The following is a 21,334-nucleotide window of genomic DNA, read 5'->3' on the forward strand; positions in this document are numbered from 1 at the left end:
TTAGGCCTTGCGCAGCGAACAGTACAGATTCAGAGAGCGCGGAAAAAAGCGGATCAGTTTGCGCGCCGCGACGCGGGAAGCACACGTTTTCATGGGCAAACGTGCTGTGCCTGGATGGGAGGCAGGCGACCGCCGTTACAAAAAAAGCAGCACAGCGTCCCCGGGGGGCGCGTCCGGCTCACCGCGCCGTGCGCGATGCCACGGCCGGGGACATCGCGGTCAGGGATCGTTCGGCATCGCGGCGCATCAACGCGCATCAATACATATGCTGGCCGCCATTCATGGCCACGTTGCTGCCCGTCATGAAACCGGCCGCATCGCTGCAGATGAACGCGACGAGCGCGGCGATTTCATCGGGTTCGCCCAGCCGCCCCACCGGGATCTGCGGCAGGATCTTTTCCTGCATGACTTCCGGCGGCACGGCCTGCACCATCCGCGTGGCCAGATAGCCGGGCGACACCGTGTTCACCGTGACGCCCTTGCGGGCCATTTCCAGCGCCAGCGACTTCGTGAACCCATGAATGCCCGCCTTCGACGCAGCGTAGTTGGTCTGCCCGAATGCGCCCTTGCTGCCGTTCACCGACGAGATGTTGACGATGCGGCCCCAGCCCCGATCCGCCATCGGACCGCACAGCGGCTGGGTCATGTTGAACATGGAATCCAGGTTGCTGTGCATGACGTCCGCCCAATCCTGCGCGCTCATCTTGCGCAGGCTCGCGTCGCGCGTGATGCCCGCGTTGTTCACCAGGATGTCGATCTGGCGGCCGTCCTCTTCGAGCCGGCGGGCCAGCGCCTGGCAGGCGTCGAAGTCCGCCACGTCCACCTTGTACGAGGAAAAGGTTCGGCCTTTCGCCGCTTCCTCCTTGATCCAGTCGCGCGTGGCGGCCTCGCTGGAATGGTAGGTGACGATGACGTCGTGGCCCGCATCGTGCAGCGCCACGGCGATGGCGCGGCCCAGGCATCCGGTCCCGCCCGTGATGAGCGCCGTGCGCTTAGAGGTCATGGCGGCCTCCTTGCTGGTTGGCGTCCTGCATGGCGGCGCAGGCGGCCGCCATCTGCTTGGTCATCACGGACCACATCTGCGCGAGCGGTAAATTGTCGGCAGCCGCGCCGTTGGCCTGCTTGAACCATTCGCACATCGCTTCGCCCACGCCGGCGGCCAAGGTGGCCTGTTCCTGCAGCGCCGCGTGGGTGAGGGCCTGGCTGGCTTCCAGCTGGGCCTGCCAGCGCTTGCGCGCGAGTTCGCCCATGGCGGGCATGGCGTCCTGCCAGTTGGCGGTGGGGGGCATGGGGGAAAAGGCGGCTAGATACTGGCCGGAGCTGTCGCTGGCCAGCCGCTGGCCCATTTCGAGCCAGCGCTGCTGGCTTTCCTGCGCAAGCTGGGCCAGGCGCTGGCAGAAGGCGATATTGGCGCCGGTCAGGCCGTCGGGCAGGGAGGCATTTGCTTTCTTCATCATCCGTCCTTTTATGAAAGTGGTAAGGGGAAACGAATACACACGGGCCTCATGCCATCTGGCTGAGGGTCTTGCGAAAACGCGCCAGGGATAACGCAAACAGGACGGCGCCGATCAGCGCCAGCGCCATGAAGGGTTGCCATACGACGCTGATGCCCGCGCCGCGATACAGGATGGCTTGGCCGAGTTCCACGAAATGCGTCGTGGGGGCGGCCAGCATGATGTTCTGCACGAACGCCGGCATGCTTTCGCGCGGCGTGGTGCCCCCGGACAGCATCTGCAGGGGCAACAGCACTAGTACGAGCAGCATGCCGAATTGCGGCATGCTGCGTGCAAGCGTAGCCATGAAAATGCCCATCGAGGTCGTGGCGAACAGGTGCAGCGCCACGCCGGCCAGAAACAGCGCGACCGATCCTTCGATCGGCACGTGCAGCAGGCCCCGCACCACGAACGTCAACGATAGCCCAGCGGACGCCAGTACGACCAGCCCCATCGACCAGACCTTCGCGACCATGATTTCGGTGGGCGTGACGGGCATGACCAGCAGGTGCTCGATGGTCCCGTGTTCGCGCTCGCGGATCAGCGCGGCGCCGGTCAGGATGATGGACAGCATCGTGACGTTATTGATGATCTCCATCAGCGCGCCGAACCACGACTGGGTGAGGTTCGGGTTGAATCGCATGCGCACCGCCAGTTCAACCGGCAGCTCGGTGGGCGCGCGATAGCGCCTGACGAATTCGTTGATCTCGTCGGTGATGATCTGCTGGATGTAGCTGCTGCCCGTGAACGCCTGGCTCATCCGAGTGGCGTCGACATTCAGCTGGATCTGCGCCGGCCGGCCGGCCAACACGTCGCGCTGGAAATTGGGCGGGATGTTGACGGTAAACGTTTGGCGGCCTGCGTCCATGTTGGCGTCCGCCTGCGCCGGGGTCACAAGCTGCGGCGGCGTGAAATGCGGCGGATAGAAAGCCGAGACGATGCGCGCGGACAGCGGCGACTGGTCCTCGTCCACGACGGCGATGGGCGCGTTGTGCAGCGTTTCGGGCACGGCGGTGGCCGCCGTGTAGATCATCAATGTGAACGACACGACGATCAGCACCAGCATCATCGGGTCGCGCGCCAGGCTCCAGAGCTCTTTCACGCCTAGGCGGTAGATGTTCGCCAGGTGCCGCATGTCAGGTCTCCTGCTTTTTCAACAGCAGCGCCGACGCGCCCAGGATGATGGGAATGGAGATCAGCAGCGGCCAGAACGAGGCGTAGAGGTCATGCAGGCCCAGCGCCTTGCTGAACACGCCGCGGCTGATGATGAGCATATGGGTGGCGGGATAGACCTGTCCGATCAGCCGGCCCGCGCCCTCCAGCGACGACACCGGGTTGAGCAGCCCGGCAAACTGCACGGCCGGAACCAGGGTGCCGATCATCGTGAAGAACAGCGCGGCTATCTGGCTGCGCGTGAACGTGGAGGCCAACAGGCCAATGGCGGTGGCCACCACGTTGTAGATCAGCGCGGCGAGCAACAGCGTGCCGAAGCTGCCCTTGATGGGCACGCCGAATAGCGTCACGGCAAGCAGGGCCATCAGCAGGAAGTTCAGCATCGCCAGCGCGACATACGGCGCCTGCTTGCCCAGCAGGAATTCCAGCCGCGTCACCGGCGTGACGTAAAGATTGGTGATCGAGCCCAATTCCTTTTCGCGCACCACGGCCAGCGCCGTCAGCATGGCCGGCATCATCAGCAGCAGCAGCGGAATGACGGCAGGCACCATGGCGGGCAGGCTGCGCACATCGGGGTTGTAGCGGAACCGCGTCTCCACGCTGACGGGAAGCTGCGCGCTGGCGCCCAGCCGCTCGCGCGCCTGCTGCGCCAGCCAGCCCTGATGCATGCCCAGCACATAGCCGCGAATGGTCTCGGCCCGTTGCGGCATGGCCCCGTCGATCCAGACGCCGATCTGCACGGGCTTGCCGCGCTCAATGTCGCGCGCGAAGCCCTGCGGAATCTCGATGGCCAGCGACAGCTCGCCGCTGCGCATGCGCGCGTCCAGGTCCGCGTAATCGGCAATGGGCGGATGTTCGATGAAGTAGCGGGACCCCGAAAGATTCAGGCTGTAGTTCTGGCTCAGGCCCGTCTGGTCGCGGTCCATGACCGCATAGCGCAGGTCCTCGACGTCCAGGCTGATGCCGTAGCCCATCACGAACATCAGCAAGAGCGAGCCCAGCAGCGCCAGCGTGGCGCGCACGGGGTCGCGCTGCAGTTCCAGCGATTCGCGCCACATGTAGCTGAACGCGCGATGCAGGCTGAACCCGCGCCGGGCCGGCTGGGCGGGCGGGGCTGCGTCCTCGACGGGTGGCGCCGCGCCCGTGTCGGCCGCAGTGCCGGCGCCTGCGTCGATCAGGTAGGCAATGAAGGCGGCTTCCAGCGAGCTTGCGCCGCGCAAGCGAATGATTTCGTCAGGCGCGGCGCTGACCAGCACCTTGCCCGCGTGCATCAGCGAAATGCGGTCGCATCGCTGGGCCTCGTTCATGAAGTGCGTCGAGATGAAGATCGTGACGTGATCCTTGCGGGCCAGTTCGATCAGCAGGTTCCAGAATCCGTCGCGCGCGACCGGATCCACCCCCGACGTTGGCTCGTCCAGGATGAGCAGCTCGGGTTTGTGCACCATGGCCACGGCAAGCGAAAGCCGCTGGCGCACGCCCATGGGCAGGTTCTGCGGCAGCGCGTCCAGCACGCCGTCCAGCCCGAAGCGCGTAACCATCTCCTGGACGCGCGCGGGGATGTCGGCCTCCGGCACGTGGAACAGCCGCGCGTGCAGCACCAGGTTCTGCCGCACGGTCAGTTCGCCGTACAGCGAAAAGGCCTGCGACATGTAGCCCACGCGCCGGCGCGTGTCGATGTTGCGCGGATCGACCTCCTGCCCGAATAAAAAGGCCTGGCCTTCGCTGGCGGGCAAGAGGCCCGTCAGCATCTTCATGGTGGTCGACTTGCCGCAGCCGTTCGAGCCCAGGAACCCGAAGATCTCGCCGCGCCGGATGCGGAAGTTGACGTGGTCCACGGCCACGAAGTCGCCAAAGCGCATGGTCAGGTCGCGCGCCTCGATGGCGATGCCGGCGTCCTCGTCCAGGGCCAGCGGCACGATCTCGACGGGTTTGTGGCCGCGCCGCTTTTGCTCGGGCAGCAGTGCAATGAAGGCCGCTTCCAGCGTCTGCGCGCCGGTGCGGTCCTGCAATTCGGCGGGCGTGCCGGTGGCCAGCACGCGGCCGTCGTCCATGGCGATCAGCCAATCGAAACGCTGCGCCTCGTCCATGTAGGCGGTCGCCACGATCACGCTCATGCCGCGCCGCTGCGCGCGAATCTCGTTGATCAGATCCCAGAACTGCGCGCGCGCCAGCGGGTCCACGCCGGTCGTGGGCTCGTCCAGGATGAGCAGGTCCGGATCGTGGATCAGCGCGCAGCACAGCCCCAGCTTCTGCTTCATGCCCCCGGACAGCTTGCCCGCGGGCCGGGACAGGAAGGCCGACAGGCCGGTGCTGCGGGTCAGGCTGTCGATGCGGCGGCGGCGCTCGGCCGCGTCATGGCCGAACAGGCGGCCAAAGAACTGCAGGTTTTCTTCCACGGACAAGGTGGGGTAGAGATTTTTGCCCAAGCCCTGCGGCATGTAGGCGATGCGCGGGCAGACGGTCTCGCGGTGCCTTCGGCTGGCCATGTCGCCGCCCAGCACCATGACCTTGCCCTGCTGCACGGCCCGCGCGCCCGCCACCAGCGCGAGCAGGCTGGACTTGCCCACGCCGTCCGGGCCGATCAGTCCCACCATGCGTCCGGCGGGAATATCCAGCGTGATGCCGTCCAGCGCCTGGGTCTTGCCATAGCGCAGGCCGACATCGGACAGCGAGGCGACGGGCGGGACGGCCGGGGACATCAGGGCACCTTGACGTCAAGATAGCCGGGCCATTGGGCATCCGGGTCCAGTTTCAGCCAGGCCACGCCGGGCAGCCCTGTCTTGACCTGCGTCAGGTGGCGGCGCAGCAGGTCGGGGCTGATCTGCGCCTTGACGCGGAACATCAGCTTCTGGCGTTCGCTGGCGGTCTCGACGGTCTTGGGCGTGAATTGCGCGGTGCTGGCCACGAACGAGACCGTGGCGGGGGATGACGTATTCCGGCGCGGCATCCAGGATGATGCGCACGTCCTGGCCCAGCGCGACGCGGCCCGCGGCCTGCTCGGGCAGGAAGAACGTCATGTAGACGTCGGCCAGGTCGACCATGTTCAGCACCTTGCCGCCCGCGCCCAGCACTTCGCCCGGCTGCGCCACGCGGTACTGCACGCGGCCGGCGCGCGGGGCCCGTAACTCGCTGTCGGCGATGTCGGCATCGATGCGCGCAACCGTGGCCTGCGCGGCCGCAATCGCCGATTGGGCGCCGACCTGGGCGGCGCGCGCGGCGTCGATGGCCGCGGCGGCCGCCGTGACTTGGGCACGGGCCGCGTTCACCGCCGCCTGCATGCTGCGCACCCGGGCGCGGTCATCGTCCAGTTCCTGGATCGACGAGGCGCCTTCCTTGGACAGCGTTTCCGAGCGGGCCAGGCGCCGGCGCGCCGCGTCCAGCTCGCTTTCCCGCTGCACCACGACGGCTTCGGCGGCCCGCTTGTCGCTCTCGCGCTGCGCCACCTGCGCCGCCGCGCTGGCCGCGCCATTGACCGCCTGCTGATGCTGCGCCCGCGCTTCCTCGCGCTGCGCCTGCAGCGTGTCGATCTGCATGCGCGCCAGCGGCTGGCCCGCCGCGACGAAGTCGCCCTCCGTGACCAGCACTTCCTGCACGCGGCCTGCCAGCTTCGTGGCCACGTCGATCTCGGTGGCTTCGATCCGGCCGTTGCCGCTGACAAAGCCAGGCCCCGGCCCGGTGTCCGCCAACATGCGCCAGCCGTAGTAGCCAGCGGCTGCGGCAACCACAAGGGCAATCAGGAAGACCAGTTTTCGTTTGGGTAGAGGCATGTCGGCGTGTCCTTGATCTTTGGGCTTTTCAGCGTCGAGCCCGTCAGCGTTGGGCCGTGCCGGCGTCAGGCGCTTCAGGCGCCAGCGACCCGCCGCCCAGCGCGGCATACAGGCCGATGCGGCTGGACAGGAGCGCGCGGCGCGTTTCGACCAGCTGCTGCTGCGCGGCCAGCAGATCGCGCTTGGCGTCGAGCACTTCCAGGTACGGAGAGGCGCCATGGTCGTAGCGCAACTGCGCCAGGCGGGTACGTTCGGCCTGCGCCGCCACGGTGGCGCGCAGCACGTCCACCTGTTCGGCCAGCCAGCGGCGCGACGCCAGCGCGTCGGACACGTCCTTGAATGCGCTTTGTATGGTTTGTTCGTAGCTGGCGACGGCCAGATCCCGGCGCGCTTCGGTCAGGTCCAACGTGGACTGCCGGCGGCCGGCATCGAAGATCGGCAGGTTGATGCTGGGCGCGAAATTCCAGGCGCGGCTTCCCCCCGCGAACAGTCCGTCCAGTTCGGCGCTGGCGGTGCCGAAGGCCCCGGTCAGCGTAATGCTGGGCAGAAAGGCGGCGCGGGCCGCGCCGATGTTGGCGTTGGCGGCCCTTAGCCGATGCTCCGCGGCCAGGATGTCGGGCCGGTCGGTCAGCAGGTCGGACGGCAGCCCCGCCGGCAGGTCGCGCATCACCGCCTCGTCATTGAGCCGCGCCGGACCGGCGGGCAGATCCAGCGGCGCACCCACCAGCAATTCCAGGGTGTGCGCCTGTGCGGCGCGCGAACGTTCCAGTTCCGTGCCCAATGCCTTGGCCTGCTGCCACAGCGTCTCGACCTGCGTCAGGTCCAGCTTCGAGATGGCGCCTTCCTCGAAGCGGCGGCGAAAGATGCGCAGCGATTCCGCGCGCGAGTCGATGGTCTCGCGGGTGAGCTCCAGGCGTTCGTCCAGTTCGCGCAGCCGCAGGTAGCCGTCCGCCACCTGGGCGATGAGGCTCAGCGTGGCCGCCTGCGCCGCCGCCTGCGTCGATAGATAGTTTTCCAGCGCCGCATCGCTGAGGCTACGCACCCGTCCCCAGAAATCCAGTTCCCAGGTCGCCATGCCCAGGCCGACCTGATACTGGCTGGAAACTTGCGGCTGGCCCGTCACATTCAGGTCGCCCGGCACGCGCGCCCGCGAGCCTTGCGCCTGCACGCCCACGGTGGGGAACTGGTCGGACCGTTGGATGCCGTACAGCGCCTGCGCTTCCTCGACCCGCAGCAACGCCGCGCGCAGGTCGCGGCTGTTTTCCAGCGCGGTGGCGATCAGGCCTTGCAGCGCGGGGTCGGGAAAATAGGACTGCCAGGCGATGCGGGCGGCGGCGGGCGCGGCGATGGACGCGGGGGCCGCCGCGGGCTGGGCGGCGTCCAGCGGGCCGGCGGGCGGCTGGCTGTCGCGGGGATATGCCTGCGGCACCGGCAAGGCAGGGCGTTGGTATTCGGGCGCGAGCGAGGTGCAGCCGGCGGCCATCAGCAGCGTCAGGGCGGCGGCGGCTAGACGAGGAGGTATCGAAGCGGAAAACGCGGTTGCTGTCATGCGGCGGGTCTCCGGCTCGGGGGGCGGAAGCGTCTCGCGCGCGGCAGGCTTTTGGCCTTGCGGCACGGACGGTTCCGGCGCCAGGGCGTGTGCCTATTGTGCCCATCCGGCCGCAAAATTCCTTGACGCGAATCAATTTAGCGACTGACTGGTCGGTATGTAATGGGCGCATCGTGACCCTGGAGCAATCAGACATGGACAGGCCGCGCACTCGCCTGCCGCCGCCAGTACGGATCGGCCAGATCCTGGACGCCGCGCTGGGGGAATTTTCGCGGGCGGGCTACTCGGGCACGCGCATGGACGACATCGCGTTGCGCGCCGGGGTGTCCAAGGGCGGGCTGTACGCGCATTTCGCAAGCAAGGAAGCCATCTTCGAGGCGCTGCTCGAACGCCACCTCGCGCCCGCGCCCCTCGATATCCCGGCTATCGTCGACAGCGCCGACTCGGTGCAGGCCTTGGCCGAGCGCATCGCGGATCATCTGCATGAAAGCCTCGCCAAACCCGCCATGATCAGCACGCTGCGACTGCTGCTCGCCGAAAGCGGCAGGGTGCCGCATCTGGCGGCGCGCTGGCGCCACGAAACCGCCGAGGCGCATCTTGCCGACCTGGGCCGTCTGCTGGCGCTGGCCCGCCGGCGGGGGCTGTGCCGCGACAGCGTCGCGCTGCGCGAACCGTGGCTGCTGCTGGCGCCGGTGGTGCACACCGTGGTCATGGCCGCGCTGCTGGGGCCGGACGACGAGCTCGGCCTCGCGGCGCGCCGCGAGGCCCACGTGGCGATGATCGTCGAACTGTTGGCCCCGGCGGCCCGGCAGCGGCGGGCTGCACGCAGTTCTTGACGCCGCGCCGCGCATGGTGTCCCATCGCATCGATGCACCCGCACTAATGGCCCCTTTACTGCCGCGGAGACCCCTTGCCGACACCAGGCCTGATGGAACGCGTACCGTCGTGGCGTTATTTGCCCGTGGCCCTGGCGCTGGTCTTGCCGGTGATCGCCTGCGTGGCCTGGACCTGGTGGCATGCCCAGAAAGAACAGCGCCATGACGCCGAGTCGGCCGCGCGCATCGTTCAAGTCCAGACGCAACACATCCTGACGCAGTCCTGGGAACTTCTGGACCGCGTGGCGCCGCTGACCGCCCTGTCCTGCGACGAGGCACTGCCCGATCTGCAACGCTGGGGGTCGCTGAACCCGTATGTCCGGTCCCTGGTGCTGGTCCGCGGCGAGCGCATGTATTGTTCGTCGGCGGTCGGCAAGGTCGATTACGCGGTGTCGGAATTTCGCAGATGGTCGGTGGGCGGGTCCCCGGACCACTGGCTCATCACGGTGGCCGGAACTCCGCTGGCGCCGGAACGTCCCGCCGTTCTGTTGGGCCGGCCCGGGGTCGAAGGCCACAGCGCGGTCGTGGTGGTCGACGGCCGGTACGTGCAGGATCTGCTGAACGCGCTATCCAATCTGCGCGATTACCAGATCGACGTGCAAGTGGGAGCGGGCGGCGTGCCCATCCACAACGATCTCAAGGGGGCAGCGGGCGCGCCCCGCGAAGTGATCTACACCGAGACGACGAACCCCGACGGCCGCGCGCCGGTTACCCTCAGTGTCAGCGCGCCGGCCGAAGCGGTCGTGCAGGCGTGGCAGCAACTGCTGATGACCTACCTGCCCGCCGCGGCGCTGCTTGGCCTCGGCCTGGCCGTGGCGGCGTTCCGCCAACAGGTCAACCGCCAGTCCTTCAAGGAACAGTTGCGCCGCGCCATCGTTGCCGACGAATTCCGGGTGCATTACCAGCCGGTATACGGCCATGCGGTGGGCCAGTGCAGCGGGGTCGAGGCCTTGTTGCGCTGGGACCGGCCGGGCGTGGGCGCCGTGCGGCCCGACGTCTTCATCGCCGCCGCCGAAACCAATGGCATGATCGTTCCGCTGACGCGCCATCTGTTCGCGCTGATCGAACGGGACATGCGCGACTGGGATACGCCGCCCGGCTTTCATGTGGGCGTGAACATTGCCGCCGCGCATTTGTCCTGCCCCGAATTCACCGGCGACATCGAGCGCTTTGCCGCCAACATCGCCCAGCGTGAACCGACCCTGGTGCTGGAGATCACCGAGCGCAGTCTGGTCACCGACGACGGGCAGGCCCGGCGCAACATCGAGGCCCTGCGCGCGCAGGGCGTGCGCGTGGCCATCGACGATTTCGGCACCGGCCATTGTTCGCTATCGTATCTGCAGCGGTTTCCGGTGGATTACCTGAAGATCGACAAGGGGTTCGTGCATGCCATCGAACCCACGGGCGAAGACGCGCCGGTGCTGGACGTCATCATCACACTCGCGCACCGGCTGGGTCTGGCGGTGCTGGCCGAAGGCGTCGAAACCGACCTGCAGTTCCGCTATCTCAGCGGCCGCGGCGTGGCGTTCATCCAGGGTTACCTGTTTGCGCGGCCCATGCCGTCGGATCAATTCGTGGCGTGGTATGCGCGGCACGCGCCGTTGGGCGAGCCGCAGCTGCGGTCAAGCGGGCTTGGCGTCGGTTGAAGGCTTGGCAAAGAACAGGTCGGTGATGGCCTGGCTGTCCATGGGCTCGCCATTGATTGCGCGGGTCAGCATTTCCGCGCCCAGCAGTTGCACCGAGAACACCAGGTCGGGCTGCACCCGGCGGATCTTTTCGAGGTGCTTGCTGGTGTTGACCAGCGCCACGGTCTTGGCGCCGTCCGCGCCGGTCGCTTCCTTGGCGGCCAGCACGATGAACGCATTCTCGGCGTCGTCGTCGCGCAGCGCCAGCACATAGCGCGCCCGCGCCACGCCCGCCACGTGCAGCACGTCCACGCTCGAGGGGTCGCCTTCGATCAGGTCGGTGGCGGCCGGGTAGTCGTGCGCCACGCCGGTCGGGACGATGACGGTGACTTCTTCGTTGCGGCTGCGCAGGCCCTGGTAGACGCTCAACGCGAGGGGCGTGGCGCCGGCGATGATGATGTGGTTCTTTCTCATGGCCGAGGAAAACCTGCCTTTGACGAGCCGTTTCAGGTTGCCGCCGATCACCGGGCCGGCGATCGCGCTGACGGAGGTTGCGAAGACGGTGATGCCGAGGATGATAATCGACGCGGTGAACAGCCGCGCCGTGCCGCTGTGCGGCGTGATGTCGCCATAGCCCACCGTGGACATCGAGACGATCGAAAAGTAGAGCGCGGTGCCGGCATCCAGGATCGGCGGATTGAATTCATTGCCCAGGTATAGCGTGCCGAACACGGCGTAGATCATCAGCGACAGCACGCTCACCAGGGCGAAGAGCGACCCGGCCGTCACGCTGGCGCGGTCGAAACGGCGCCAGTAGGCCACCAGCGCAATCACCAGCACCAAGGTATAGATGCCCAGCCCCGCGCGGCCGCCATCGCCCAGGATGGCGAAGGTGCCGATGCCGATCAGCAGCACCAGCGAGAACGCCCACGCAATGCGCGCTTTCAGGATCAGGCCCAGCGCAATCACCTGCAGGCCCACGCCAAGCACCAGGCGCGGAATCTCCAGCAACCCGACCACGCGCATGATCTCGTGCCAGTTGTCCAGCGCAAGCCAGAACGAATATTCGCGTGCGCGGACTTCGCGCAGCACCGGGTGCATGAAGGCGTATCCGTCCAGCGCCACCAGGAAGGCGAGGCACCAGTTCGGCGGGAAGAACGCCAGTATCTTACGGAGCCGATGGCGCAGAGGAGGCTGGGGCAGGGGCATCGAGGGCACAAGCTTCCTATATCAATATGGTATGGAAGACTATCAACAAAGAATTACTGCAAACGCGTCCGAGGTCATAAACTTTCCTCATCAGGCGGCTATCCGGAAGGAACCCCGCCGATATGGCAGTAAAGCCTACCAGTAGTCAGGGTGGACGAATTGCCAGGCGTTGATCACGTTGCAGCCAGTGCAGGGACTAGAGACCCGGCGCGGGCCACGGTTGGACCGTGCGTGAGTAGTATGAGGCACGAATGTTGGAATCGCGTGATCCAGGTAGAAGGCATCGGTGCCGGCCGATGACTCCGGGTTCACGTGTTGTTTTAGCGCGGCGTCTTACCCTTCGGGGGCAGCGCCGCGTTTTTTTCGCCCGGCGATTCGCGCCGGGCCACCCTTGCAGCCACGCGTGGCGCGTCCGCTGCTGCGGTTACACGGACGCGTTCGCGTCCGCTTCTTCGCTGCGCCAGGCGTCTCGCCCGTCGGCGCGCGGGGTCGGCGCCGTGACCCGGTATTCCAGATCCAGCGTGATGTCGGCCGCAAACATGTAGCCCCATCCGTGCACCGCGCGGATCGGCAGCGTCATCTGGTTGGCCGCGGCCTTGCGCCGCAATCGGCTGATCATCACATCCACGAAGCGCCGGCGCGTGATGCCGCTGTCGGCTTCGTCTGCCCCATCGGCAAGAAATGCGTCGCGGCTGACCTTGCGGTCCGGCGCGTTGACCAGTCTGGACAGGAAGTCGCGTTCCCCCGTCGTCAGCCCCAGCGTCCTGCCCTTGGGACTGATGAGTGTCCACCCCTTGTTCGCCAGCCGCCAGCCTTCCTGGGCCGACTCCTCGGCCGTGTGCGGATCCGCGCCCGTCTCCAGGCCATCCAGCCCGACCGCGCGACGTACCAGCGCCTGCAGGACGGCTGCGAGTTCCAGCCCCGTGACATCCGGCGGCAGACACGCGTCCGCCCCGCACAACAGCGTGCGGATGCGGCTTTCGGCGTCGAGGAATGGAGCGATGGCCACGATGCCCAGGCTGCGGTCGATCGCGCGCAGGCGCACGGCGGCGTTGTGGACATCGGGAAGCGGCGCTTCCAGGACCACCAGCGGGCTGGGCCGGCGGGAAAATCTGTCGTAGACGTCCACCAGATCGGGGCAGCGGCGGACGTTGAATCCCAGATGGGACAGGGACTCGACCAGTCTGGCATGCCTGGCGTCGTCGCTGCCAAGAAAAATGACATCCAGCGTGTTGTTCATTGATGCTTCCAATGAGGCGGCGCGGGCAGGCCGTGGGCGCCAGGAAAATGCCGGACGCCTGGCTCATGCCATGCCGTTGCCGGCCGTTGTTGGCGCGAGTCCTCATGGGAGGCACGCCTGTGTTTCATTTAAACACGGGCGTGTTTTTTTGTGAAGATACGTTTCTATGGTTTCGGACAGTAACAGTCCGTCCGGGGAGGAATTCGCCTGCAGCCATTGAAACGGCGTTTGATCCCCAATTTGCATCAGAAAAGTATTATGTATTACCGATACATTATTTTCTCTTCCGCCAGCGGCTGCGCTCATAAACTCAGGCGTCTTTTTTGCTCACTGCGCTTGTCGCGGGCTCGCTCATGGGGCCGGCGCGATGACTGGTGAAGTATTGCAAGCCGATGAAATATATGAATTTTTTAAGGGCGGCTTGCATCGGAAGGGGCGCGTACGCAGCAGCTTGTACGCGGGGCCAGGGGGGCCTCACGGCGATTTATGGATTAGCCCGGAAATAGGGGCCTAATCCGTTTATTTGGCCGCGGAACTGAAATGCTTTAATCAAATAAAACCAAACAATTAATGTCTCGGGTTGATCGATTGGACACGTTTAGCCATCGTCTGCGCAACGCAAGAATGCTTCAGGGATGGACTCAAAAAGACTTGGCGGTCGCAAGCAACCTGTCGCAAAGCGCCATCGGCAACTACGAAAGCGGGCAGCGCCAGCAGCCTTCCAGCGATGCGCTGATCAAGCTGACGCGCGCGCTGCGCGTCAATCCCTTGTGGCTTAGTACCGGCGAAGGCCCCATGGTGGACACCCCGCACGGGCACACTGCCGCGGGTTCCGCCGCCGAGACCCCCAACCCTGCCGCCTGGCCTTTCGAGACGATCTCGTATTCGGCCTACGCCCGCCTCAGCCAACAGGAAAAGCGGCAGATCGAGCTGGTGCTCAGCGCCTACATCAAGGCACGCGGTGAATAGTCCCTATCGGCTGCGCGGGCGCTTGCGGGCGCCGCGAGGCGTCCGCGGGCGCGGTGCCGCCCGCCGGATCGGCACGTAGACGGCTGCGCAGGCGCTCCACCGGATCCGCGATCAGGTAGTTCAAGACGGCCGAGAATCCGATGCAACCCGTGATCGACATGGCCGCAAACAGCATGGGCTGGTGTTCCTGCACGTCGTGCATCAGCCAGCTGAACGCCATGATCACCAGCATGTGACAGATGTAGAGCGGATAGCTCAACTCGCCGATTGCCTTGTCCAGCCGGTGGCGCGACTGGAACAGGAACGCCAGCGGCAGCAGCGCCGCAAACAGCAGGACAGCCAGGCCATCGCGCACGGTCGGATTGATGCCGATCGAGAAATGTGCCACGACGTAGAGGAACAGGATGCCCGTGCCCAGCTCGGGCAGGCGCTTGACGCGCTGTGTCCACGCCTTCATTCGCGGCAACACCACCTGGTGCGACAGCGAGCCGATCAGGAACAGCGCCAGCTCGGTGGGGAAGAACCGGTAGGTCCAGGGATCGGAACGCCCGACCCCGGTCCAGATCAAGATGGCGCGCAGGGCGAGCGATGCCGCCAGCAACGCCAGCAGCTTGCGCGGCGACCGCAGAATGAACGGGGCCACCAGGTAGAAACTCATTTCGACGCCCAGCGTCCAGGCCTGCGGCACCAGCAGGCCCTTGTACAGCGGCACGTCGCTGTTTGCGAAGCTGCCCGTGAAGGCCAGGGCCGAGTCGCGGATGCCGAAGAACATCAGCCAGTCCTGGCCGAAGATGAAAAGGTTCGACAGGAACAGGAAGACTTCGGCGCTGAAGGGCAGGGCTTCGTAGATGCGGAAGAACGAGCCGCCGCTCACGATGTGGGCCGTGAGCGTCAACGCCGCCACCGACAGGTAGATGGGGAAAAGCCGCAGGAAGCGGTTTGCGTAGAATTTGCCGGTGGCGCCCTGGTAGTGGTCCGTGGCCGTCAGCACGTACGAGATCAGGAAGCCGGAGATGACATAGAAGAGCTGCACGGCAAGCCTGCCGCCGACCAACTGGTCGGCGTAGCCGCCACCCAGATGGTCCAGCACCACTGACAGTGCCAGTAAGGTTCTCAAAAAGCCCATCGCGCATCTCCCCGGTGGATATTGTTCTCAGGCCCGATGGCCGGACACTGCGCATGCGGTCGTCGCGGGCTCCGCTCCTCTTTCCCTGTATTACTTTTTAGGCCGGAGTCATCAACTGTCATCGATTCTGCGCGTCGGCCTGACCCCCCGCCATGCGGCATTCGATGCAGAACCGGAGATCATCAGCGTTAGAACCTCCGGCTCAATCGTGCATCTTTTGGATACCGCTGTCGGACGGAGAAAATCGCGTCTCTGGGCGAGGCCGGTTACAGTACGACGGTACGAACCATTGGAGTCCCGTCCATGCCCACCATCCTGTCCCCGCACGGCAGATTGCTCTGCCTCGCGCTGCTTACTGCGGCGTTGGCCGGTTGCGCCGGCACCGGCGGTGCGCGCCCTGAAGGCGCCGCAGCCGCCAGCGCCGCCACCAGCAAGGATTCGCTGGCGCAGACGAGTTGGGAACTGGTCCGCTGGGCGCAGCCCGGCGGCGCGCTGCGCGATATTCCGCACGGCGACAACGGCGAACCCATTCGCCTGACCTTTCTCGCGCAGGGCAAGCAATACCAGGTCAACGGATTCTCCGGCTGCAACCGTTACACCGGCACGTACAAGCTCGAGCGCAACAAGCTCGTCATCGACGCGCCTGCCTCCACGCGCATGGCGTGCGTGCCCGCCGAGCGCGCGAAGCTGGAAGCCGATTACCTGCGCGCGCTGCGTGCCATCGACACGTTCACGCTGGATAGCGGTGGCGCGCCGCGCCACCTGACGTTCAATCTGCGTGGCGGCGACGTGCTGGAGTTCGAGCGCCGCCAGGATCCGCCGACACCCTGACCCGACGCCCAGGCGCGATTCGAGAACCTGCATGCGCAACCCAACTTTTCTGCGCCGACTGGCGCCCGGCCTGCTGTGCGCGAGTCTCGTGGCCTGCTCGTCGCCGCCGATGCGCGCGGCCGATGGCCAGGATCCACGGTTCCAGCCGGCCTCGGCATCCGACGTCCTGGTGCAGACGAACTGGGAGCTGGCGCGCTGGACGCTGCCCGGGGGCGCGCTGCGCCCCGTGCCGCATCCTTCGGCATCGCAACGCCCCATCACGGCCGCGTTCATCCATGACCAGGGCTCGCCGCGCCTCATGGGTTTTGCCGGCTGCAATACCTACAACGCTCCCTACACCATTGCCAACGGACTGTTGATCGTGCGCGCCGATCCCGTATCCACCCGGATGGTCTGTGCCCCAAACGTCATGCAGATCGAGCACGCGTATCTGGCGGCGCTCACCCGCATCACCGCCACGTCGTTCGATAACACCAATAACCCGCAGCGCATGACGTGGAAGCTCAGCACCGGCGACACGCTGGATTTCGGACGGCGCGTGGATCCCGTCGCGGGTGGCCAGCTGGGCGCCGCCAAACTGGTCTACGTGAACGCCGAGCGCGTGCCTTGCCAGACCGGCGCTGGCCGCGCCCTGTGCTATCAGGTCCGCGACAGCGCATCGCAACCCTGGCAGGTCTGGCATGGCGAGATCACCGGATTCAACTTCCAGCCCGGGGTGCGGTATCGCCTGCGGGTGGTGGAAATCGAGGATCCGAATCCGCCGATGGGGGCGTCCCCGCTGCGCTGGGTGCTGGACGCTGTCGTGGAGCAGCAGGTCGTCAGCCCTTGAGTGCTGCGGCCGGGCAGCGGCCGGGAAGGCGTGCGCCGCCCAGCGATTACTATTACGGTCTTCATCGCCCATCTTCACTGCTTTGCCATGACTGCCGTCGTCAATATCGCCGCTTACAAATTCGTTTCGCTGGATGACCTGCCCGACCTTCGCGCGCGCTTGCTCGCCGAGGCAGCCGCCGCCGGGCTCAAGGGAACGATCCTGCTGGCCGAGGAAGGCATCAACCTGTTCCTCGCGGGGGCGGCCAACGGCATCGACGCCTTTTTGCGGGGGCTGCGTGCCGATCCGCGCTTCGCGGACCTGGAGGTCAAGTTCAGCCACAGCACCGACGTTCCGTTCCGCAAGCTGCTGGTCAAGATCAAGCGCGAGATCATCCGCATGAACCACCCCGCCATCCGTCCGGCGGCGGGCCGCGCGCCCGGTGTCGACGCCCACACGCTGGCGCGCTGGCTGGAGGCCGGCGTGGACGACGAGGGCCGTCCCGTGGTCATGCTGGACACGCGCAACGCCTTCGAGGTGGACGAGGGCACGTTCAAGAACGCCATCGACTGGCGCATCGACCGATTCACGCAGTTTCCTGCGGCGGTGCAGGCGAACCGCGCCCAGCTCGAGGGCAAGACCGTCGTCAGTTTCTGCACTGGCGGCATCCGCTGCGAAAAGGCCGCCATCTTCATGAACGAGGCCGGTATCGAAAACGTCTACCAGCTCGACGGCGGCATTCTCAAGTATTTCGAGGAAACGGGCGGACCCGGCTACGAAGGCAAGTGCTTCGTTTTCGACGAGCGCATCTCGCTGGATCCGGCGCTGGCGCCCAGCAACGCCTGATTCGATCCGGCGCTGCAAGGAAAAAGAGCCCGCATTTGCGGGCTCTTTGCATGGGGGGCGCCGCTTAGCGCACGCGCATGCCGGGCTTCGCGCCGGGGAACGGTTCCAGCACGTAGATGCCGGCGTCCACGGCTTCATCCGCATGGCTGGCAGCCAGCACCATGCCTTCGGACACGCCGAACTTCATCTTGCGCGGGGCCAGGTTGGCGACCATGACGGTCAGCTTGCCAATCAGGTCTTCGGGCTTGTAGGCCGACTTGATGCCCGAGAACACGTTGCGGTGGCGGCCTTCGCCCACGTCCAGCGTCAGGCGCAACAGCTTGGTCGAGCCTTCGACGTGTTCGCAATTGACGATCTGCGCGATGCGCAGGTCGACGCGCGCGAAGTCGTCGATGGAGATAGTCTCGGCCAACGGCTCGCCGCCGGGCACCACGACGGGCGCGGCGGGCGGCTCGAACAGGTCTTCCAGCATCTGCGGCTCGACACGCTGCATCAGATGCTTGAACGGCGCGACGCGCTGCGGCAGCACCGCGGCATCGGCCCACGTGAACGGCGCCTGCGCGCCAAACAATTCCAGCGCAACGCGTTCGGCGAGCTGGGGCAGCACGGGGGCCAGCATCACCGACAGGGCCTTGAAGCCGGCCAGCGAGCGCGAGCAGATGTCCTGCAGCGCGGCCTTCTGCGCGTCTTCGGCCGTGGCCAGACCCTTGGCCAGCACCCACGGCTGCGCCGTGTCGAACGCCTGGTTGATGCGGTCGGCGTAGGCCATGATCTCGCGGATGGCGCGGTTGTATTCGCGAGCCTCGAACGCGGCGCGGATCGACTCGGCCTGCTCGGCGTATTCGGCGGACAGCGCGGCCGTGTCGCCCGAATAACCCAGCACGCCGTCAAAGTGCTTGGTGATGAAGCTGGCGGCGCGGCTGGCGATGTTGACGTACTTGCCGACCAGGTCGCTATTCACGCGCGCGATGAAGTCCTCGGGATTGAAGTCCACGTCTTCGACGCGCGCGTTCAGCTTGGCGGCGATGTAGTAGCGCATCCATTCGGCATTCATGCCGAGTTCCAGGTAGCGCAGCGGCGAAATGCCGGTGCCGCGGCTCTTGGACATCTTTTCGCCGCTGACGGTGATGAAGCCGTGCACGTTGACGGCGTCCGGCGTCTTGCGGCCGGCGAACTTCAGCATGGCGGGCCAGAACAGCGCGTGGAAGTACACGATGTCCTTGCCGATGAAGTGAACCTGTTCGGTGTCGCCGTTGGGGTCGAGCAGGGCGTCGAAGTCCATGCCCTTGACCGCGCAATACGACTTGAGCGACGCCAGGTAGCCCACCGGCGCGTCCAGCCAGACGTAGAAATACTTGCCCGGCGCGTCGGGGATCTCGATGCCGAAGTAGGGCGCATCGCGGGAAATATCCCAGTCGCCCAGCTTGGCCTCGCCGTCTTCGCCACCCAGCCACTCGCGCGTCTTCGCCAGCATTTCGGGCTGCAGATGCTTGCCGCCGTGCCGGTTCGCGCTCGTGGTCCACTGCTGCAGGAATTCAACGCAGCGCGGGTCGGATAGCTTGAAGAAGAAATGGTCGGACGACTTCAGGACGGGCGTGGCGCCCGTCAGCGCCGAGTACGGGTTGATCAGGTCGGTGGGCGCGTAAACCGCGCCGCAGACCTCGCAGGAGTCGCCGTACTGGTCCTTGGCGTGGCACTTGGGGCATTCGCCCTTGATGTAGCGGTCGGCCAGGAACATGCCCTTGACCGGATCGTAGAACTGCTCGATGGAGCGCGTTTCGATCAGGTCCTGGGCTTTCAGGGCGCGGTAGATGTCCTGCGACAGCGCAACGTTTTCCGCCGAGTCGGTCGAGTGCCAGTGGTCAAAGCGGATGTGAAAGCCGTTCAGATACTGGGGGCGCTCGGCCGCGTAGCGCGCAACCAGCGCCTGCGGCGTGATGCCTTCCTTTTCGGCCTTCAGCATGATCGGCGCGCCGTGCGCATCGTCCGCGCCCACAAAGTGCACCGTGTGGCCCGCCATTCGCATCGAACGAACCCAGATATCGGCCTGGATGTACTCCATGATGTGGCCGATGTGGAAGGATCCGTTGGCGTAGGGGAGCGCAGTGGTGACAAAGAGGGTGCGAGACATGGTTGTCGACTGAGGTTGAGGGGAAAAGGGATTTGGCGGCCATTTTAGGGCAAGCGCGCAGGCCTGCCCGCGGCGGGGCCCCGGAAAGCACACAACCCGCCCATCGCATCGATGCGAATCAGGCGGGTTGAGGGAAAAGTGGCCGTGGCGTCTGGTGCGACCTTGCGCAACACGAAACGGCCAGCTTGCGCGCAGTGACGCGCAAGCCAGTGGAAAACCGCCGTCAGCGGATTTCGCGGGCCTCGACGTCGATCACGTCGCCACGCGGTTGCGTGGCAAACGGAGCGGTGGCGGACTGGAAGGGTCCAGGGCGGGCGCCTTGGCGTTGGCTCCAATAGGCGCGAACGCCGAAGGGCTTGCCGCGCACCTTGGCGACCACATAAAGGATCGCCACGGCGAATGCCGTGGAAAGCATGAACACCAGCGCCATCGCCATGCCGATCAAGGCCAGGGCGGCGAATAGGACGGCACGAAAGAAGCGGATAAGTGTGTTGGTCATGAATGTCGGATGCAAAACGCAGCGAAAGGTTCCCGTGTATCCGCTATCCTTTAGGGGATGGCGGCCCGCAGACGCCGCGCTGCCTACGGAACCATAGTGACATGAGTATAACGATAGAAAACATCCGCGCCGCACTGCGCGCCGCGCAAGACCCGAATACCGGTTTGGATTTGAGCGTTTCTGTAAAAGATCGTGACATTCAATTGGCTGGCGGCCGTGTCGCGTTGACGCTCGAGCTGGGATATCCCGCCGACGCCGTCCGCGAACAGGTCCGCGACATCGCCGTGCGCGCGCTGGCGCAAGCCGGCGCGCCCGATGCGCAGGTCACCGTCACCTGGAAGGTAGCCGCCCACGCGGTGCAGAAGGGCCTGAAGCCGCTGCCCAACGTGCGCAACATTATTGCGGTCGCTTCCGGCAAGGGCGGCGTGGGCAAGAGCACCACCGCCGTGAACCTGGCCCTGGCCCTGGCGGCCGAGGGCGCAAAGGTCGGCCTGCTGGACGCCGATATCTACGGCCCCAGCGTGCCGACGATGCTGGGCATCTCCGGGCGTCCCGAAAGCCTGGACAACAAGAGCATGGAGCCCCTGACCGGTCACGGCCTGCAGGCCAACTCCATCGGTTTCCTGATCGACGCCGATTCCCCCGCCATCTGGCGCGGTCCGATGGTCACGCAGGCGCTGGAGCAACTGCTGCGCCAGACCAACTGGCGCGATCTGGATTACCTGATCGTCGACATGCCGCCCGGCACGGGCGACGTGGCCCTGACGCTGGCGCAGAAGGTGCCGGTCGTGGGCGCGGTCATCGTCACCACGCCGCAGGACGTGGCGCTGCTGGACGCGCGCAAGGGCCTGAAAATGTTCCAGAAGGTCGAAGTGCCGATTCTGGGCGTGGTCGAGAACATGGCCATTCATATCTGCTCGCAGTGCGGCCACGCCGAGCACATCTTCGGTGAAGGCGGCGGCCAGCGCATGGCTGAGCAATATCAGACGCCGTGGCTGGGCAGCCTGCCGCTGACGCTTGCGATTCGCGAGCAGACCGACGCCGGCACGCCGACGGTGGTGTCCGACGCCGGCAGCGAGGCCGCGTCTCTGTACCGCGCGATCGCTCGGAAGCTGGCCGCGGGCGTTGCGGCGCTTCCGCGCGACATGGCCGGAAAGTTTCCTTCCATCGTCGTCCAGCAACCGACCTGAAGC

General features: G+C 66.1%; 17 protein-coding genes and 1 pseudogene. 7 read left to right on the forward strand and 11 right to left on the reverse strand.

The features are described from left to right. Window positions 1-256: 256 nt before the first annotated feature. The 6 genes and pseudogenes from phbB to KVT32_RS11035 form a co-directional block, all read right to left on the reverse strand. Window positions 257-1,003, reverse strand: coding sequence for an acetoacetyl-CoA reductase (gene phbB / locus KVT32_RS11010; protein WP_175156105.1), 747 nt, complete (start codon window positions 1,001-1,003; stop codon window positions 257-259). After that, window positions 993-1,454 (reverse strand): hypothetical protein, encoded by a 462-nt coding sequence (locus tag KVT32_RS11015; protein ID WP_338077646.1) that lies wholly within the window; start codon window positions 1,452-1,454, stop codon window positions 993-995. Before KVT32_RS11015 ends, phbB begins: the two co-directional genes overlap by 11 nt. Window positions 1,455-1,503: 49 nt before the next feature. Next, window positions 1,504-2,628, reverse strand: a complete 1,125-nt coding sequence (locus tag KVT32_RS11020) for an ABC transporter permease (RefSeq protein WP_175156103.1) — start codon at window positions 2,626-2,628, stop codon at window positions 1,504-1,506. Between the two features lies 1 nt (window position 2,629). Then, window positions 2,630-5,365 carry a ribosome-associated ATPase/putative transporter RbbA gene (rbbA, locus tag KVT32_RS11025; RefSeq protein WP_217618186.1) on the reverse strand — a complete coding sequence of 912 codons (2,736 nt, stop codon included), beginning with the start codon at window positions 5,363-5,365 and terminating at the stop codon, window positions 2,630-2,632. Beyond that, window positions 5,365-6,433, reverse strand: a pseudogene (locus KVT32_RS11030) (HlyD family secretion protein). The gene rbbA and the pseudogene KVT32_RS11030 overlap by 1 nt, the downstream one beginning before the upstream one ends. Before the next feature lie 43 nt (window positions 6,434-6,476). Continuing rightward, window positions 6,477-7,982: an efflux transporter outer membrane subunit gene (locus tag KVT32_RS11035; RefSeq protein WP_217618187.1), complete on the reverse strand. Its 1,506-nt coding sequence runs from the start codon at window positions 7,980-7,982 to the stop codon at window positions 6,477-6,479. Window positions 7,983-8,176: 194 nt separating this feature from the next. On the opposite strand from KVT32_RS11035, the gene KVT32_RS11040 reads away from it, so the two are divergent. Together KVT32_RS11040 and KVT32_RS11045 are read left to right on the forward strand one after the other, a co-directional pair. Beyond that, complete coding sequence (locus tag KVT32_RS11040) at window positions 8,177-8,818, forward strand: TetR/AcrR family transcriptional regulator (RefSeq protein WP_217618188.1); 642 nt, start codon at window positions 8,177-8,179, stop codon at window positions 8,816-8,818. Window positions 8,819-8,910: 92 nt separating this feature from the next. Further along, a complete protein-coding gene (locus tag KVT32_RS11045) occupies window positions 8,911-10,503 on the forward strand; it encodes an EAL domain-containing protein (protein WP_217618189.1) in 1,593 nt (530 codons plus the stop codon). Here KVT32_RS11045 and kch read toward each other — a convergent pair. Next, window positions 10,480-11,691 carry a voltage-gated potassium channel protein gene (kch, locus tag KVT32_RS11050; protein ID WP_056325187.1) on the reverse strand — a complete coding sequence of 404 codons (1,212 nt, stop codon included), beginning with the start codon at window positions 11,689-11,691 and terminating at the stop codon, window positions 10,480-10,482. The genes KVT32_RS11045 and kch overlap by 24 nt on opposite strands. Before the next feature lie 424 nt (window positions 11,692-12,115). Continuing rightward, a complete protein-coding gene (locus tag KVT32_RS11055) occupies window positions 12,116-12,931 on the reverse strand; it encodes a response regulator transcription factor (protein WP_217618190.1) in 816 nt (271 codons plus the stop codon). Window positions 12,932-13,501: 570 nt separating this feature from the next. On the opposite strand from KVT32_RS11055, the gene KVT32_RS11060 reads away from it, so the two are divergent. Continuing rightward, a complete protein-coding gene (locus KVT32_RS11060; protein WP_152382625.1) occupies window positions 13,502-13,900 on the forward strand; it encodes a helix-turn-helix domain-containing protein in 399 nt (132 codons plus the stop codon). Here KVT32_RS11060 and KVT32_RS11065 read toward each other — a convergent pair. Beyond that, a complete protein-coding gene (locus KVT32_RS11065; RefSeq protein ID WP_152382624.1) occupies window positions 13,881-15,026 on the reverse strand; it encodes an acyltransferase in 1,146 nt (381 codons plus the stop codon). The genes KVT32_RS11060 and KVT32_RS11065 overlap by 20 nt on opposite strands. A gap of 303 nt (window positions 15,027-15,329) precedes the next feature. On the opposite strand from KVT32_RS11065, the gene KVT32_RS11070 reads away from it, so the two are divergent. The 3 genes from KVT32_RS11070 (at window position 15,330) to KVT32_RS11080 (ending at window position 17,511) form a co-directional block, all read left to right on the forward strand. Further along, complete coding sequence (locus KVT32_RS11070; RefSeq protein WP_056325197.1) at window positions 15,330-15,857, forward strand: META domain-containing protein; 528 nt, start codon at window positions 15,330-15,332, stop codon at window positions 15,855-15,857. A gap of 31 nt (window positions 15,858-15,888) precedes the next feature. Continuing rightward, window positions 15,889-16,686, forward strand: coding sequence for an META and DUF4377 domain-containing protein (locus tag KVT32_RS11075; RefSeq protein WP_056325199.1), 798 nt, complete (start codon window positions 15,889-15,891; stop codon window positions 16,684-16,686). An 87-nt stretch (window positions 16,687-16,773) separates the two neighbouring features. Further along, window positions 16,774-17,511 (forward strand): sulfurtransferase, encoded by a 738-nt coding sequence (locus KVT32_RS11080; RefSeq protein WP_152382623.1) that lies wholly within the window; start codon window positions 16,774-16,776, stop codon window positions 17,509-17,511. Between the two features lie 64 nt (window positions 17,512-17,575). Here the strand turns inward: KVT32_RS11080 and metG are convergent, their stop codons facing one another. Together metG and KVT32_RS11090 are read right to left on the reverse strand one after the other, a co-directional pair. After that, complete coding sequence (metG, locus tag KVT32_RS11085) at window positions 17,576-19,735, reverse strand: methionine--tRNA ligase (RefSeq protein WP_371825579.1); 2,160 nt, start codon at window positions 19,733-19,735, stop codon at window positions 17,576-17,578. 130 nt (window positions 19,736-19,865) lie between these two features. After that, window positions 19,866-20,141 (reverse strand): hypothetical protein, encoded by a 276-nt coding sequence (locus tag KVT32_RS11090; protein ID WP_056325207.1) that lies wholly within the window; start codon window positions 20,139-20,141, stop codon window positions 19,866-19,868. Between the two features lie 101 nt (window positions 20,142-20,242). Here KVT32_RS11090 and apbC point away from each other — a divergent pair, with 101 nt between their 5' ends. After that, window positions 20,243-21,331 (forward strand): iron-sulfur cluster carrier protein ApbC, encoded by a 1,089-nt coding sequence (gene apbC, locus KVT32_RS11095; RefSeq protein WP_217618192.1) that lies wholly within the window; start codon window positions 20,243-20,245, stop codon window positions 21,329-21,331. The last annotated feature ends 3 nt before the right edge of the window (window positions 21,332-21,334 follow it).

Origin of the sequence: Achromobacter sp. GbtcB20 (assembly GCF_019091095.1) — a bacterium.
In the GTDB taxonomy this organism is placed as follows: Bacteria; Pseudomonadota; Gammaproteobacteria; order Burkholderiales; family Burkholderiaceae_B; genus Achromobacter; species Achromobacter mucicolens.

Coding starts and splice junctions, on each gene's coding strand:
- phbB (WP_175156105.1), bottom strand. CDS start 1,003: ATGACCTCTAAGCGCACGGCGCTCATCACGGGCGGGACCGGATGCCTG.
- KVT32_RS11015 (WP_338077646.1), bottom strand. CDS start 1,454: ATGAAGAAAGCAAATGCCTCCCTGCCCGACGGCCTGACCGGCGCCAAT.
- KVT32_RS11020 (WP_175156103.1), bottom strand. CDS start 2,628: ATGCGGCACCTGGCGAACATCTACCGCCTAGGCGTGAAAGAGCTCTGG.
- rbbA (WP_217618186.1), bottom strand. CDS start 5,365: ATGTCCCCGGCCGTCCCGCCCGTCGCCTCGCTGTCCGATGTCGGCCTG.
- KVT32_RS11035 (WP_217618187.1), bottom strand. CDS start 7,982: ATGACAGCAACCGCGTTTTCCGCTTCGATACCTCCTCGTCTAGCCGCC.
- KVT32_RS11040 (WP_217618188.1), top strand. CDS start 8,177: ATGGACAGGCCGCGCACTCGCCTGCCGCCGCCAGTACGGATCGGCCAG.
- KVT32_RS11045 (WP_217618189.1), top strand. CDS start 8,911: ATGGAACGCGTACCGTCGTGGCGTTATTTGCCCGTGGCCCTGGCGCTG.
- kch (WP_056325187.1), bottom strand. CDS start 11,691: ATGCCCCTGCCCCAGCCTCCTCTGCGCCATCGGCTCCGTAAGATACTG.
- KVT32_RS11055 (WP_217618190.1), bottom strand. CDS start 12,931: ATGAACAACACGCTGGATGTCATTTTTCTTGGCAGCGACGACGCCAGG.
- KVT32_RS11060 (WP_152382625.1), top strand. CDS start 13,502: ATGTCTCGGGTTGATCGATTGGACACGTTTAGCCATCGTCTGCGCAAC.
- KVT32_RS11065 (WP_152382624.1), bottom strand. CDS start 15,026: ATGGGCTTTTTGAGAACCTTACTGGCACTGTCAGTGGTGCTGGACCAT.
- KVT32_RS11070 (WP_056325197.1), top strand. CDS start 15,330: ATGCCCACCATCCTGTCCCCGCACGGCAGATTGCTCTGCCTCGCGCTG.
- KVT32_RS11075 (WP_056325199.1), top strand. CDS start 15,889: ATGCGCAACCCAACTTTTCTGCGCCGACTGGCGCCCGGCCTGCTGTGC.
- KVT32_RS11080 (WP_152382623.1), top strand. CDS start 16,774: ATGACTGCCGTCGTCAATATCGCCGCTTACAAATTCGTTTCGCTGGAT.
- KVT32_RS11090 (WP_056325207.1), bottom strand. CDS start 20,141: ATGACCAACACACTTATCCGCTTCTTTCGTGCCGTCCTATTCGCCGCC.
- apbC (WP_217618192.1), top strand. CDS start 20,243: ATGAGTATAACGATAGAAAACATCCGCGCCGCACTGCGCGCCGCGCAA.